We start from the raw sequence: 15,856 nt of genomic DNA on the forward strand, positions 1-15,856 counted from the left end.
ACCGTTACCTCCATAGTGAGACCGTCAGACGCGTTCGACTTTCATGCGGCCGACCATTTCCATGTGCAGCGCATGGCAGAACCAGCTGCAGTAGTACCAATGCAGGCCAGGCTGATCGGCAATGAAGGTGATCGAGGAAGTCTGCTGTGGGCTGATTTCCATGCTCACGCCGTGGTTGGTCATGACAAAGCCGTGGGTCACGTCTTCAATCTGGTCGATGTTGGTGATGGTCACGGTGACCTCATCGCCCTGTTTGACGGTGAATTCCGGCATGCCGTAGGCCGGGGCCATCGAAGTCATGTAGACCCGGACTTTTTTGCCGTCGCGGATGACCTTGTTGTCGGTCTCCAGCTTGATCCCGTCCTTGGCTGCAATGGCCACGGTTTCGGCGAAAAACGGGTCGTTGCGGTCCCAGATCTTTTTGGTCCTGATCTGGTCGCGACGGGCCATGATGCAATCGTGGGGTTCGGCGAAGGCCGGGCCGTCGTGCACCAGTTTCATCACGTCGCCGGAGATATCGATCAACTGATCGTTTTCCGGGTGCAACGGGCCGGTCGGCAGGAAGCGGTCCTTGGAGAATTTGCTCAGGACCATCAGCCATTTGCCGTCGGCTTCACTGGTTTCGGTCAGCGATGCATGGTTGTGGCCCGGCTGGTACTGCACGTCGAGTTTCTGCTTGATGTAATTAACCTTTTCGCCGGTGTAGGCGCGAACGGCTTCTTCCACGTTCCACTTCACCACCTGGCTGTCGATGAACAGCGTGGTGTAGGCATTGCCGCGACCGTCGTAGGTGGTGTGCAGTGGGCCCAGACCCAGTTCTGGCTCGCCGACTACCGCATCGCGCGGCTCCTTGAGTTTGTCGTCGAACAGATCGTCGAGCTTGGCAGTGGCGATGATGGTGCAGGTCGGCGAAAGCTTGCCGGCGGCGATGAAGTACTTGCCATCGGGCGTCATATTGATGCCATGCGGGTTCTTCGGCACCGGGATGTAACGGGTGAATGCGCTGTCCTTGCCGTCGGTTTTACGACCGTCGACCACCGGCACTTTCGAATCGCCCACGGTGATGAACTTGCCGGCCTTGATCGCCGCTTCGATGCGCTGAATATTGAATACCACCACCCAGTCGCGCTCGTTGCGCATCATGCCGCCGAGGTCGTAGGCCTTCTCCGAGTTGTAGCAGGTCGACGCCGCATACTTGCCGGTGTAGTCGGCATCGGTGTTGTCCAGGTTGCCGTCGACAATGACCTGGAAGGCCATCTCCATTTTCTCGGCATCGATGGCGTTGAACATGGTGTAGCTGTTCTTGTCCTGCAGGTCGAAGGTGCTGCCGTCATTGGGATGCGGAATGACGAACTCGGCATTGGCGAACACGTACTTGGTGTGCGGCATTTTCTGCAGACGCAGACCGTGCACGGCCTGCACATTCGGGACGGTGAGCATCTTGTCGCATTTCATGACATCCAGGCGGATGCGCGCGACGCGGCTGTTGGCCTTGTCGTTGATGAACAGGTATTTGCCATCGTACTTGCCATCGGTCATGGACAAATGCGGGTGGTGGCAGTCGCCGTTCTGGAATTTGGCGCTATCGCCCATGATCCGCTTGCTTTCGTTGGTCATGCCCCAGCCGGTGGCGGAGTCGACGTTGAACACCGGAATGCGCAACAGCTCGCGCATCGACGGGATGCCCATGACCCGCACTTCACCCTGGTGACCGCCACTCCAGAAACCATAGTAATCGTCCAGATCGCCCGGACCCACGTGGATCTTCGATTGCGACTCCTTGGCCGCCGCCGCCCAGCTTTCGCGGGTGAATACTGCGCCGCCAATGGCCGTGGCACCGGCCAGCACCGCACCGGTCACCGCGCTGGTGCCGAGGAAGCCGCGTCGGCTCAGGCCAGTCGGTTCCGCTGCTTGAGCTGGTTTTTTGGATTCTGTGTCGTTCATGAGGTGCTCCTTGAAGGAATAAAAACAGTCACTGGGGACGTGTGCTCGCGGGGTTCATCCAGAGCCGTCACTTCCACGACAGGTATGAGTTGCGCGCTGACCGGTGCAGCCTTGCCGCGTTGCTTCTTGCGCTTGTTGATCAGCGGTGGGCATTTGTGATCGTTGTTCCAGGTCATCTGGCAATCGAGGCAGTAGTGGCACTCGTTCGCATTGATCCGGCCATCGGGATGAATCGCCTGGATCTCGCATTCCTTGGCACAGAGTTGGCAGGGGTCTCCGCACTCCTTGCGGCGTTTGAGCCAGTCGAACAGCCGCAGTTTGGTCGGAATCGCCAGCGCCGCGCCCAATGGGCAGATGTAGCGGCAATAGACCTTGCGGGTGAAGATATTGATGACCAGCAGCGCCACCGCGTAGAGCACGAACCACCACTGGCGGTCGAACCTGAGGGTGATGGCGGTCTTGAAGGGTTCCACTTCAGCGAACAGCTCGGCAGTGGACATCGACTCCAGGGAGACGCCGAACAGTGCCAGCAGGATGATGTACTTGATCGCCCACAGCCGCTCATGGACCGCGAACGGCAATTCGTACTGGGGAATCTTCAATTTGCGCGCGGCTTCGTTGATCAACTCCTGCAAGGCACCGAACGGGCAGAGCCAGCCGCAGAACACCCCACGGCCCCAGAGCAGAATGCTGGCGGCGGTGAACACCCAGAGCATGAAGATCAGCGGATCGGTGAGAAACAGTTCCCAGCGGAAGTTCTCGAACAGCGCATGGACAAACGTCAGCACGTTGACCACCGACAGCTGCCCCAGGGCGTACCAGCCGATGAACACCACGGTAAACATCAGGTAGCCACGGCGCAGCCAATGCAGAAACCGCGGCCGGCGGGTGAAGGTGTCCTGCAGGAACAGGATCACTGTGAGCAACAACAGCGCCGCGCCGAGGACCATGATCTGGAACTGTTTCTGATACCAGATAGTCACCCACATCGGCCGGTTGGCTTCCTCGATGGCCGCCAGTTCTTCGGCGCTGGGCAACGGCCGTTCCAGGTAGGGCTCGGGCATTTGGTAAGGCAGTTCGAAGCTGCTGAAGGTGCCACTGACCGGGCCGGTCTGACGTCGCACCAGCAACTCCAGGGACCAGGCTGCTCCCGGATCGAACCTGGCTGGTTCACGGACAATGAAAATCGACATTTCATTGAACTCGGGGATGCCCTTGGCAAACACGTCGTCGAGCCGTTGATGGTCCATGTCGCGAAAGCTGATGACGTTGCCGAACTGGCGCAGTTGCACCCGGTCGAAGATCCCGCCGCGCACATAACCCGAACCCTTGTAGGAGAACAGCCCGCGACCCAGCACGGCGATGGCCTGCTCGCCCGGCTTGAGATCCTGCATGAGAAAACGGTACTGATTGTCACCCAGCAGGTTGCGGCCGATGGTCGGCGGATTCAGGTCAGCGACGTAGAGTTCGATAAAGGTTTCATCGACTTGCTCGGCACTGGCATTGTCAATGCCTTCGGCTTCGGTACCCTTGAAGGCTGCGTCGACCTGGCCACGGGTCAGGTTCAAGCGGCGGATCGCGCCGTTACCGGTCAGTTGCTCCCAAGTGGCGGGCTCGAAAAGGTCCTTGCGCACGGTGGCGGGTTTCTGCGCCAGGCCGGCCGCGTCCTCGACCAGTTTGAGCGATACGGCCACCTCATGGGCAGCACGCATGATCACCTCATTGACCACCATCGCCGTGACCGTCGCGCCCGCGATCGCATCCACGGTGACCGCGTTCGGGTCGCTGGAGTGGCCGACAACCACCCGCTGGCTGACCTTGATGTCCTTGTATTTGGCGCTGAAGGCGTGAAGTTTTGCTTCGGGAATCCCGATCAGCAGAATCGGTTCGTGGTGCTCGAGGACATAAGCGTCCTGAATCACCCCGGCAGGGTCGAGGATCACCTGGGTATTGATCGGCTTGCCCGAGTAGGCTGGAATATCGACCACATCCAGACTCTGGAACACATAGCCGATGACCTTGCCGGCCGCCGACAGCGTGCGCACCTTGAACGTGCCTTCAGGGGCGGATACCGAATCGGTCTGCGGGAAGATTTTCTCGATGCGCTGCTGCTCGATGTCGCCGTAGGATTTGGCCTGCACGGCACCGAAGGTTGCGAACATCAGCGCCAGCATCACCACCAGCCCGACGCTCCAGGAGCGCAGGTTGCGAGGTATCGAGGGCTGAGGGTTGTTCATGGCTGACTTCAAAGGCGGGATCATGCGGCCATGTTAGGGGGCCTTGCGCCCCCGTCCCTTGATTGAAATCAACTCAAACCTTTTTACCCCTGCGCGGCCCGCTACACCCCATCAAACGGTGCGGGAAAACTGGCCCTTCTGCTCACCACCCAGATAAGCATCAAACGCCATGGCGGCGCTGCGCATCATCAAATGGCCCTGGGGCAATAACACCAGAGAGTCGTGGTGAATCTCCAGCAGTCCGTCGCGAACATGCTCGTCAAGCTGCGCCAGCGCATCGGCAAAATACTCGGTAAAGCAGATGCCATGCCGCGCCTCGAACTTGCCGAAATCGATCCGCCCGTGACACATCAGGTCGCTGATCACCTCGCGGCGCAGCAGGTCGTCGGCGTTCAAGCGGTAACCTCGATGCACCGGCAGCAAGCCCTGATTCAGGCGCGCGTAGTACTGGGAAAGCTCCTTGACGCTCTGGCTGTAGCTGTCGCCGACCTTGCCGATCGAAGACACCCCAAGGCCGATCAAATCGCAGTCGGCATGGGTCGAGTAGCCCTGGAAGTTGCGTTGCAGGGTGCCGTTGGCACGGGCCAGGGCCAGTTCGTCGTCCGGCAAGGCGAAGTGATCCATACCGATATAGACATAACCGGCCGCGGTCAGCCGGCGGATGGTCAGCTCGAGCAGTTCCAGCTTGCGTTCCGGTGGCGGCATGTCTTCAAGACGAATCAAGCGTTGTGCGCGCACCAGCTGCGGCAGGTGGGCGTAGCTGTAGGCGGCGATCCGGTCCGGGCGCAGGGCGATGATCTTGCTTAGCGTCACATCGAAACTGGCCACGGTCTGCAACGGCAGGCCGTAGATCAGATCGACGCTGATCGACTTGAATTGAGCCTCGCGAGCGGCCGCGACCAGCGCATAGATCTGTTCTTCGCTTTGTTGACGATTGACTGCCGCCTGCACGTCGGGGTCGAAATCCTGGACGCCGAAGCTCAGGCGATTGAAGCCCAGCTCGCGCAACGATTGAATCTGTTCGGTGCTGATGGTGCGCGGGTCGACTTCGATGGAGAATTCATGGTTATCGCTATCATCCATGTCGAACGCTTGATGCAGGCAATCCATCAGGTCAGCCAGTTGCTCGCTGGTCAGATAGGTCGGCGTGCCACCGCCCAGGTGCAGTTGCGTGAGTTTTCGGCTGCTGTCGAACAACGCCGCCTGCATGAGGATTTCACGCTTGAGGTACGTCAGGTACTCGACGGCGCGGTGGGTTTTCTGGGTGATGATCTTGTTGCAGGCGCAGTAGTAGCAAAGGCTTTTGCAAAACGGGATGTGGATATACACCGACAGTGGCTTGGGCACATCCGCCTGGTTGCTGTCCTGTGCGGCACGCTGATAGTCATCGACGGCAAACGCCTGATGAAACTGCGGAGCCGTGGGATAGGAGGTATAGCGCGGCCCCGGGCGGTCGTACTTTTCGACCAGGGCTCGATCGAACTCAAGCGCAGCATTCATGATTGATCGACTCCTGGTGGGGGTTAATGCCGTGCATCGGCCAAATCCTTTGCAAACAGATTGCAGATGGCGTCCACTTCTCTGCGGCCGGCGGGCAGTATGCAAATGAATCGTTCGGACAGCTCGATCAGCCCCTCCCGATTCAATTGCTCGAGCAGTGGCCAGGCTGAAGAAAAGTACTGGCGGAAAATCAGTCCATAGCGGGTTTCGATGGCCTGGATATCCAGTTCCAGGTCGCAGGCCAGGCGTTCCATGACCATTTGCCTGATCTGATCACCCGCCTCACAGCGCCAGCCGCGACTGGTAGGTAACTGGCCGGCGTCCAGTTGTAACTGATAGTGCTCCAGATCTTCGGTGTTTTGCGCATATAAATCGTCGATCTGACTGATGGCCGACAACCCGAAGCCGACGTGATCGCAATAACCATGGCTGGTAAAGCCCTGACAGTTGCGACGCAAGCGGCCACGTTCCTGGGCCATTGCCAGGTCATCATCGGGCCGGACAAACTGGCCCAGGCCGATGTAGTGATAGTCCGCCGCGCCCAACTGTTCAAAGCAGGCCTGGCGCATGGCGCCTTTATCGTCCTGGCTGGACAGCGCTCTGGCTTTATCCCCGCTCAACGGTCGATAACGCTGCGGCGCATCACTGTAGTCGAAGACCTGAAACCGGTCCGGCTCCAGTTCGATGATGGTCGCCAGCTTCATTGCGAAACTTTCTGGTGTCTGCCATGCATGGCCATACCCCAGGTCAACGTTGATCGATCGATAGCCGAAGGTGCGAGCGGCATCGATCAGCGAATGGATCGGCGCCGGGTTCTGGTAGCAGGAGACTGGCATTTCACTGTCTACGCCGATATCCGGAACGCCGATGCTGACGTGATTGAAACCCTGGTCGCGAAGCAGGCCCATGGTCGACCAGTCGGTGTGGTGAAGATCCACTTCGATGCTGTAGTCGCCGCTCTCATGGTCGAGAAAGTTGAAGCGGCTGCGCAGATGGCTCATCAACCGTTGCAGGTGGGCAATGGCCGGTGTGCCGCCAGCCAGGTGAAATTGCTCGACCCGCTGGTCCGCCCCCAGGTGACAACCGATCAGGTCGATCTCGCGCTCCAGGTGCTGAAGGTAGTTGTCAACCTCACTGCACTTGCAGGAGACGTCCAGCAGGGAGCAGGAGGAAGAGCGCAGGTTGGACGGCAACTGCACCGTCAGGGACAGCGGACGTTGCTTCTGGCGACTGCCGCGCAATGCCCGAAGCAGATCAAGAGAGCCGATGCCACCATGAAATTTTTCGGTGTCGGCATGGCAGTTGGGGTCGAGCACGCCTTGATCGCGCCGAATGGTCAGCTCGCTGGAGGGGTGAAGTAGGTCGAACATGGTGATCTCCGAGACTGGCTCCGGATGATCAGTGTCCGGGTTTAACGCCTTGTGCTCCTTGACTTGCATCAAGCGCGGGTGAACGCACTGGGCGGTTGGGTAGCCCCTCACCAGGTCAGGAAGAACATGCCCTTGGCCAACAGCACAATGGCGACCATATGGCAGAACAGACTGCCATGGATGAAGTGCAGGTAGCGGGCATTCATCCGCCCGCTTTTGAACAGGTACATGGCGCCCAGGAAATGCAGCAAGACGCTGACGGCGAGGATGATTTTCAAGCTCAGCAAGGTACCGAAGGACGACGCCAGTGGCGCGGCCAGCGCCGGTAAATAACGCAGCCAGGCCATGCCCAGCCCCGCGCCGAACAGCAGCAACAATACCCAGGGCATCAGACTTCGGGCGCGGCGGCCGATTCCCTGTTCAACCAGGTGCATCACCCGGACAGGCACTTGTTTACGAATACTTTCCAGAAACAACACTTCGAAGAACACCGTTCCGATAAAGATCAGTGCAGCGAACAGATGAATGGTCAATAACAGTGGATAGATCATGGTTTTACCCGCCTTCAACACCGAGGGTGGCGCAATAACGGGCCCGGCACGCGTGGAACCGGGGACGATGCGCAGGGTATTGTTACGCTTTGGCAATCGGTTCGACCTTGACCCGGATCAACATCGAACGGATGAAAAGCGCCGTAAAACATGGTCCTGGCGGGTATGGCGAGTCCTGACCAGAGCCAGCCCTAAAATCATTACATAATTTGAAACAAATCGGCAGATCAGCCATTGCCATTAAATAGCCACGTTGATCTATACCACTTCAAGAGACTCCAACAACCTGATTCACCGCTCGTAGCGAGGCACGTCGACAGGGACGTGAACGGATTCTCGAGATCGATGTGTGATGCGCCTGCCGGGCCTGTAGCCGTTTGCAGGCAATCCGATGGGCATCGACACACACTCGGTGAAGCTGGCGTGCGGATTACTCTGATCAAGCCTTGTTCAGGCCTTTTTCAACTCTGTGCTCCAACCCGTCACGCAAGCGTTTGCGCATTGCGCGGTTGCGCCTGACTGGCACTACATTCTAGCAAGCATTACCTGGGAGGCTCCATGAGCGCACTGCAGAAGCTACGTGAAAGGATCAAACAAAAAGGCTTGCGCCGCACCTTGAATACAATGTGGGAGCGTTATGTGTTCTTTCACTGGGAGCTGCTGTGGATGGAACGCGACCTGGTCACCCCGGTGGCGCCCTACAAACTCAGACCCTATTCCGGATTACGCCTGGTAGACATCGATACGCAGAACGCCGATGCGTTCGCCAAGTACTTCGGTGATCGCGTGGAAACCATGCGCGAACTGGCCGCCGAGGGTCATACCGGACACATGTACCTGGATGAGCAAGGGGACGCCATCGGCTTTATCTGGGGCAGCAAACGCAACTACCATGATCGTCACTATTACGGCTGCTGGTTCCCGGTCAACGAAGGCGAGTTCTTCGAGTTCGGTGGCGAGATGACACGACCTTATTTCGGCACCGCGCTTTCAGTCGATGCCCAGTTCGCCATATGGAAGGCCATGCAAGCGCAAGGTTGCAACAAGGTGGTGGACGTTTGCGAGACGCACAACATCCCTGCGCTCAAATTGCACATCCGCATGGGGTATCAGGAGCAAGGTCGGGTCACGCATGTCTATGGCCTGTTCGGGCGCTGGCGCTTCTTCCGCGAAACCCGCTACACCGGTTCGCGACTCGAACCCCTGCGCGCACCGGGACGCCCTACCATCACCGCCTCGGTTCCCACCACTTGACCAGATCGGTTGAGGATTGATGCCGGCAGGGGCCGGCCTCATCGTAGCGGTCTATCTCGCGACAATTTCAGGACAGGTTCAACGCAGCTTCAGCGGATCAACCATTTCGGCGACGATGGCCATGCCTACCAGGTCTGGCAGGTTGTCCGCCTGCATGCGTTTCATCACGCGCGAGCGATACAGGTCGACGGTTTTTGCGCTGATCCCCAGTTGCTCGGCGATTTCGCGGGTGGTGTAACCCTGTACCAGCGGCAGCATGACGTCGCGCTCGCGGGGCGTCAGGCTCAGCAAGCGAGCCTGCAACTGCGCATGGCCCTCGCTGCCAGAGCGGTTTGCGTCGAAGCTGCTGAGCGCCTGTTGCACGCTGTCGAGCAACAGTTGTTCGTTATAGGGCTTCTCGATGAAGTCATGGGCGCCGGCCTTGAACGCCCGGACCACGATGGGTACGTCGGCATGCCCGCTGACAAAGATGATCGGCAGCTTCAGCTCACGGGCACGCATCTCTTCCTGCACATTCAACCCGCCCATGCCGGGCATGCGCACATCCAGCAACACGCAGGCATTGAGGCGGACATCACAGGCATCGAGGAAGGCCCGGCCACTGGTGAAGGGCAAGGCCTTGAGCCCGACCGACTCGAGTAACCAGACGGTCGAATCGAGCATCCCCTGATCATCGTCGACCACATAGACCACCTGCTCTGCCACAGCTGCCATTGCATTACTCCTGTTGTTGTTTTGTAGGTCCGGCAAGCGGCAAGCGACAACTCATCAGCAACCCGACGGGCTGGCGCCGGGCCTGCAGCTCACCGCCGAAGCCTTCGATGATGCTGCGGCTCATCGACAAGCCAAGTCCCAGGCCTTCGGCCTTGCTGGTGTAGAACGGGGTGAAGATGTGCTCCAGCTGAGGCTCGCTGACACCCGGCCCCTGGTCGACCACGCTGATTTCCACGCATGCCCCACTGTTCTGCCCCGCGGTGAGGACAATCAGCGAAGGCTGGCCCGGATGCTGTTCGCGGTTGGCGTCGATGGCATTGCGTAACAGATTCAGCAACACCTGCTCGAGCAGCACCCGGTCGGCATAAATCGGCGGCAGATTATCCGGCAGGCGCTCCTCGATTACCACTTGGCAGTTGCTCGCCTCCCAGGCACACAGGCGTACCGCCTCACGGGCGACTTCGGCGACGTTGAGTGCCTGCATGCGCCGCTGCCCCTTGCGCAAGAACGCCCGCAACCGGCGGATCACTTCCGAAGCATGAGTGGCATGCAGGGTGATGCGTTCCAGGCCTTGGGCTACCTTTTCGGCGGCCTGCGGATTGGTCCCCAGCGTCTGCAAATAACGTTGGCTGGCATTGGCATAGTTGACCACCGCCGCCAGCGGCTGGTTGATTTCGTGGGCAATGCCCGAGGCCAGTTCACCCAGGGTCACCAGCCGCGCGGTATGCGCCAGTTCGTCCTGATGGTGACGCTGTTGCACTTCGCGCAGTTCACGCTCGGTCATATCCCGCGCCACCAGCGAGTAATAACGCTCACCCGCGGCAGCGCGATGCGCCAGCAGGACCAGCGACACCGGCACCGAGGCGCCGCCACCGGGGGGTTGCAGGCGCGCATCGCTGCTCCAGACACCGTTGCGCTCGGCACTGCTCCAGCCTTCGCGCTGCAGGCGCGCCAGGTCATCGCTGGCGAAGAGTTCGGCCAGGGCCGGCATCGGCTGCTGCTCGTCGAGCCGCAGGGTGCGTCGCGCAGCCGGATTGAGGTAGGTGACCTGGCCAGCGGGATCGATGAACAGTACCGGGTCGGTGTTGGCCTCCACCACTTCAGCCAGTCGTCGCTTGTTCTCCTCAGCCTGGACCCGGGCAGTGATGTCGCGCGAGACGCTGATCACCTCGACCACCGCGCCGGTGTAGGTTTCACGGATCGCCCGGCTGGCCGTCTCGAACCAGAGGTAATGCCCGGCCCGATGGCGAATGCGGTAGGTCATGGTGTGATAACCGTCCTGCTCCAGGGCATCGCGCGCGCGCTGGACCAGGCTGGCCAGGTCCTGAGCATGGAACAGGCCCTGGGCCATTTGCCCGCGCAGCTCTTCTGGCCAGTAGCCGAGCAGCGTCCAGGACGCCGGCGAGGCGTCGAGAAAACGCCCGTCCGGGGTATGCCGGGAAATCAGGTCGGTGGTGTTCTCGATGATCAAGCGGTACAACCGGCGCGCCTTGGCCGCCTCGCGCTCGGCCAGGACCTGGGCGGTGGCTTCCCGACAGCGGGCGAGCACACGGTTGTCCTGAGGATCGGGAATAAAGGTCCAGATCAATATCTGCGCCTCGAACTGCGCCTCGACCCCGTCGATAGCCCGTTGCTGGTCCAGACAGGCACGCACCAGTACCCGGTGATTGACCGGTAAAAAACCCAGCACGTCAGTCAGCGGTTTCTCGGCCAGCAGGGCCAACAGCGCCGCATTGAACTCCAGCGGCCGGCCCTGAGCATCGAGCAGCAAACTCGGTTGCGGATCGTGTCCCAGCAGTGGCGACCCACGCAGCATGCCGTTCACGCTGCTCAGCAAAGTCGTCAACAGGTCCTGCACCCAGCCCAGCCAGTCCAGACTCACACCCTCGTGCACTTCCACCAGCAGCAGCCCCGCCTGCCCCGGCTGCAGCGCAAGATCAAACACCTGGCCATGGCTGATGGCCGCCCGGCGCAGACGCCCGGACAACCAGCAGTCGAGCTGGCGCACCTGAGCCAGGTCCAGTCGCCCCTCCTCCACCAGACGGTCGAAGAGCAATTGATCGCTGGCCAGCAACGGGTCTCCAAGGCCCGGCGGCAAATGTTGGGCCGCCCCCTCATGGCTATAAATGTGCGCCTGCGGCTGCCAACTCAGATACACCGCCCGCTGCACCTCGGGGCAATCGAGCAAGGCCCGGCACAGGGCATCGGCCCGGGCGGCGAGAGAAACCCCCTCGCGCTGCAGGCGCAACCAACTGTGCAATCGAACGGGAGTGAGGCTCATCGCGGGTCCACTTTTTCAGGAAAACCAAGCATATACCGGCCTTGGTGGGGATGACTGAATTCATTTGGCACATCAAGAACCCAATATAGTACTTGTACTATACGACTCAGGTTGTACTTCCATATCTAATGCTGAATGTTATATAAAGCACACCGGACATAAAGTTGACCTCGCAAGGCCAGCTACAGAGCTAACAATCAGCCACCGAGTACCCGTACATGTCGATCTTCGAACAAGGGCTAGCCCCTACGGCTGTCAATCATATTGCCTTGTCTCCACTGAGCTTCCTCGAACGCACCGCCAGCGTTTATCCGCACTATCCCGCCGTTATCCATGGTTCGATTCGCCGTACCTGGGCGCAGACCTATACCCGTTGCCGGCGCCTGGCCTCGGCATTGGCCGGTCGCGGCATCGGCAAGGGCGACACGGTGGCGGTGATGCTGCCCAATATCCCGGAGATGCTTGAAGTGCACTTCGGCGTGCCAATGATTGGCGCCGTGCTCAACCCGCTCAACGTGCGCCTGGATGCCGAAGCCATTGCCTTCATGCTGCAGCATGGCGAAGCCAAGGTGTTGATCACCGACCGCGAGTTCTACGACGTCATCCATGCCGCGATCGGCATGCTCGATCACCCGCCGCTGGTGATTGACGTCAACGACCCGGAATACGGTGAAGGCCAGGCTGTCAGCGATCTCGACTATGAAGCGCTGTTGGCTGAAGGTGACCCGCAATTCGCCTGGCAATGGCCGGATGACGAATGGCAAGCCATCTCGTTGAACTACACCTCAGGCACCACCGGCAACCCGAAAGGCGTGGTCTACCACCATCGCGGTGCTTACCTGAACTCTTTGGGTAACCAGATGATCTGGGCCATGGGTAACCATCCGGTGTACCTCTGGACGCTGCCGATGTTCCATTGCAACGGCTGGTGCTACCCATGGACTGTCACTGCCCTGGCGGGCGTGCATGTGTTCCTGCGCCGTGTCGATCCACAGAAAATCCTGACGATGATTCGCGAGCATCAGGTGACGCACCTGTGCGGTGCGCCGATCGTGCTCAATGCGCTGGTGAACATGCCGGAATCGGCGAAGGCCGCCATCGATCATCCGGTCAACGCCATGGTTGCAGGCGCCGCGCCGCCGGCCAAAGTGATTGGTGCCGTGGAAGAAATGGGCATCAAGGTGACTCACGTCTACGGCCTGACCGAAGTCTATGGTCCGGTGACCCTCTGCGCCTGGCATGCCGAGTGGGATGAGCTGCCATTGGAGGAACGGGCACAGATCAAATCCCGTCAAGGCGTGCGCTACCCGACACTGGAAGGCGTGATGGTGGCCGACTCGACCACACTGGAGCCGACTCCGCGCGATGGCCTGACCATCGGCGAAATCTTCATGCGCGGCAATACCGTGATGAAGGGCTACCTGAAGAACCCTACCGCCACTGCCGAAGCCTTCGAAGGCGGCTGGTTCCACACCGGCGACCTGGCAGTCTGTCATCCCGACGGTTATGTCGAGATCAAGGACCGGCTCAAGGACATCATCATCTCCGGCGGCGAGAACATCTCCACCATCGAACTTGAAGGTGTGCTGTACCGCCATCCAGCCGTAATGGAAGCCGCAGTGGTCGCCCGTCCCGATGAGAAGTGGGGCGAAACGCCCTGCGCCTTCATCACGCTCAAGGCCGATCACCAGGATATCCGCCAAGCCGACATCATCAGTTTCTGCCGCGAACACCTGGCCGGATTCAAGCTGCCGCGCACCGTGGTCTTCACCCAGCTGCCGAAGACCTCGACCGGCAAGATCCAGAAGTTCGTGCTGCGGGAAATGGCCAAAAACCTGTAATCCCGACGACATCCCGTTGACTGAGCGGCTGGTGTTTTACCTGCCGCTTTGGGGTTGTGCAGGCCGAAATCGGCCAGGCACCCGCCCCGCCCCCACATATCGACAACAAAAACAAAGGTGGAGCCCACAATGAGCGACATTCATTCAACCGATACCCAGCGTTGTGAACGCATCCGGTCCAACCCGAAATTCCTCCAGTTGGTGAAGACTCGTTCACGCCTGGCCTGGTCCCTGAGTGCCGCCGTGCTGGGCACCTACTACGTGTTCATGGGGGTGGTGGCCTTTGCTCCGCAGTGGCTGCATGCGCCGCTCGCCAGCCAAAGCCTGATGACCGTGGGCATGCCGGTAGGCGCGGCGATCATCGTGTTCTCCTGGCTACTCACCGGCTGGTACGTCCACAGCGCCAACACCCGTTTCGATGCACTGGGCGCGGCAGTCCTCGAGGAAAGCAAGTGATGAACATGCTCCGTAAGCTGACCCTCACGGCCGCGGGCCTGCTGCCCGCCTCCGTGGTACTCGCCGCGCCAACGCTGGGCGCAGTGGAAAAACAACCGCTGAACCTGCATGCAATCGGCATGTTCTTCGTGTTCGTTCTGGGCACCCTGCTGATTACCATGTGGGCGGCGCGCCAAACCAAATCCACCTCGGATTTCTATACCGCTGGCGGTGGCATCACCGGTTTCCAGAACGGTCTGGCGATTGCCGGTGACTACATGTCCGCCGCGACCCTGCTGGGGCTTTCCAGCCTGGTGTTCGCCAAGGGCTACGACGGCTTCATCTATACCATCGGCTTCTTTGTCGGCTGGCCGATCATTACCTTCCTGATGGCCGAGCGTCTGCGCAACCTGGGGCGCTACACCTTCGCCGACATCGTCTCCTATCGCCTGGACCAGAACAAGGTGCGGATCTTCGCCGCGTTCGGCTCGCTGACGGTGGTGTGCTGCTACCTGATCGTGCAGATGGTCGGTGCCGGCCAGTTGATCAAATTGCTGTTCGGTCTCGACTACCCGGTAGCGGTGGTGATCGTCGGCGCGCTGATGCTGGTGTATGTGATCTTCGGCGGCATGATCGCCACTACCTGGGTACAGATCATCAAGGCCGTGCTGCTGCTTGCCGGCGGTACTACCCTGGCGGTCATGGCCATGTCCCAGTTCGGCTTCAGCTATGAAGTGCTGGCGACCAAAGCCATTGAAGCCCATGCCAGCGGCTGGAACATCATGGGCCCTGGCGCGATGCTCGCCGACCCGATCAACACCGCTTCGATGTCCCTGGGCCTGGTATTCGGCATCGCCGGCCTGCCGCATATCCTGATGCGTTTCTTCACCGTGCCCAACGCCAGGGAAGCGCGTAAATCGGTGTTCTACGCTACCGGTTTTATCGGCTTCTTCTTCCTCGTGGTCTGCACCCTGGGCTTCGCGGCAATGGTCATCATCGGCACCGACCCGCAGTACTACGTCAACGGCGAAGTGGGTGGCACCTTGATCGGCGGCGGCAACATGGTCGCCATGCACCTGGCCAAGGCCGTGGGCGGCAACCTGTTCTTCGGCTTCCTCTCGGCGGTGGCCTTCGCCACTATCCTCGCGGTGGTTTCCGGCCTGGCCCTGGCGGGCGCCTCGGCGATTTCCCACGACCTCTATGCCACTGTCTTCAAGAAAGGCAAGGCTACCGAGAAGCAAGAGATGCGAGTGACCCGTATGGCCACTGTCGCGCTGGGCATCATCGCCATCCTGCTGGGCATCCTGTTCGAGAAGATGAACGTCGCGTTCCTCGTCGGCCTGACCTTCGGCATCGCCGCTTCGACCAACTTCCCGGTGCTGATCATGGCCATGTACTGGAAAGGCCTGACCACCAAGGGCGCGATCATCGGCGGTTTCGCCGGTCTGGTCTGCGCACTGGTATTGGTAATCCTCTCGCCAGCAGTCTGGGTCACCGTACTCGGCCACGCCAAGGCGATTTTCCCCTACGACCATCCGGCATTGTTCTCCATGCCGCTGGCCTTCCTGGTGATAGTCGTGGTGTCCAACCTTGACCGCAGCGTGCGGGCGGACAAGGAGCGTGATGCTTACGACGACCAGTTCGTGCGAGCACAGACCGGCCTCGGCATAGCCAGCGCCTCCAGCCATTGATCTACAGGGCACGGTCCGCTCCAGCGGCGCCGTGCCCA

The 15,856-nt window shown here is 60.1% G+C and carries 11 protein-coding genes; 4 read left to right on the top strand and 7 right to left on the bottom strand.

The window, feature by feature from the left end; all coding sequences use genetic code 11:
* Positions 1-24: 24 nt before the first annotated feature.
* The 5 genes from nosZ to F8N85_RS16160 form a co-directional block, all read right to left on the bottom strand.
* Positions 25-1,944, bottom strand: coding sequence for a TAT-dependent nitrous-oxide reductase (nosZ, locus tag F8N85_RS16140; protein ID WP_150804556.1), 1,920 nt, complete (start codon positions 1,942-1,944; stop codon positions 25-27).
* On the bottom strand, positions 1,941-4,181 hold the full coding sequence (gene nosR, locus F8N85_RS16145) for a transcriptional regulator NosR (protein WP_150804557.1): 2,241 nt from the start codon (positions 4,179-4,181) through the stop codon (positions 1,941-1,943). Before nosR ends, nosZ begins: the two co-directional genes overlap by 4 nt.
* A 111-nt stretch (positions 4,182-4,292) precedes the next feature.
* Complete coding sequence (gene hemN / locus F8N85_RS16150; RefSeq protein ID WP_150804558.1) at positions 4,293-5,681, bottom strand: oxygen-independent coproporphyrinogen III oxidase; 1,389 nt, start codon at positions 5,679-5,681, stop codon at positions 4,293-4,295.
* Positions 5,682-5,704: 23 nt separating this feature from the next.
* Entirely contained in the window at positions 5,705-7,051 is a 1,347-nt protein-coding gene (locus F8N85_RS16155; RefSeq protein WP_150804559.1) for a coproporphyrinogen III oxidase, read from the bottom strand.
* A 107-nt stretch (positions 7,052-7,158) separates the two neighbouring features.
* Entirely contained in the window at positions 7,159-7,602 is a 444-nt protein-coding gene (locus tag F8N85_RS16160; protein WP_150804598.1) for a CopD family copper resistance protein, read from the bottom strand.
* A gap of 558 nt (positions 7,603-8,160) precedes the next feature.
* Here F8N85_RS16160 and F8N85_RS16165 point away from each other — a divergent pair.
* On the top strand, positions 8,161-8,856 hold the full coding sequence (locus F8N85_RS16165) for a GNAT family N-acetyltransferase (protein WP_150804560.1): 696 nt from the start codon (positions 8,161-8,163) through the stop codon (positions 8,854-8,856).
* Positions 8,857-8,934: 78 nt separating this feature from the next.
* Here F8N85_RS16165 and F8N85_RS16170 read toward each other — a convergent pair whose 3' ends face one another.
* Both F8N85_RS16170 and F8N85_RS16175 read right to left on the bottom strand, forming a co-directional pair.
* Positions 8,935-9,570 carry a response regulator transcription factor gene (locus F8N85_RS16170; RefSeq protein ID WP_150804561.1) on the bottom strand — a complete coding sequence of 212 codons (636 nt, stop codon included), beginning with the start codon at positions 9,568-9,570 and terminating at the stop codon, positions 8,935-8,937.
* 4 nt (positions 9,571-9,574) lie between these two features.
* Positions 9,575-11,851 (bottom strand): PAS domain S-box protein, encoded by a 2,277-nt coding sequence (locus tag F8N85_RS16175; protein WP_150804562.1) that lies wholly within the window; start codon positions 11,849-11,851, stop codon positions 9,575-9,577.
* A gap of 218 nt (positions 11,852-12,069) precedes the next feature.
* On the opposite strand from F8N85_RS16175, the gene F8N85_RS16180 reads away from it, so the two are divergent.
* The 3 genes from F8N85_RS16180 (at position 12,070) to F8N85_RS16190 (ending at position 15,818) form a co-directional block, all read left to right on the top strand.
* A complete protein-coding gene (locus tag F8N85_RS16180) occupies positions 12,070-13,692 on the top strand; it encodes an acyl-CoA synthetase (RefSeq protein ID WP_150804563.1) in 1,623 nt (540 codons plus the stop codon).
* A 129-nt stretch (positions 13,693-13,821) separates the two neighbouring features.
* On the top strand, positions 13,822-14,148 hold the full coding sequence (locus F8N85_RS16185; protein WP_150804564.1) for a DUF485 domain-containing protein: 327 nt from the start codon (positions 13,822-13,824) through the stop codon (positions 14,146-14,148).
* A 5-nt stretch (positions 14,149-14,153) separates the two neighbouring features.
* Positions 14,154-15,818, top strand: coding sequence for a cation acetate symporter (locus tag F8N85_RS16190; RefSeq protein WP_412072496.1), 1,665 nt, complete (start codon positions 14,154-14,156; stop codon positions 15,816-15,818).
* The last annotated feature ends 38 nt before the right edge of the window (positions 15,819-15,856 follow it).

The sequence above is a fragment of the Pseudomonas fluorescens genome (assembly GCF_902497875.1).
Classification (GTDB): Bacteria; Pseudomonadota; Gammaproteobacteria; order Pseudomonadales; family Pseudomonadaceae; genus Aquipseudomonas; species Aquipseudomonas fluorescens_BR.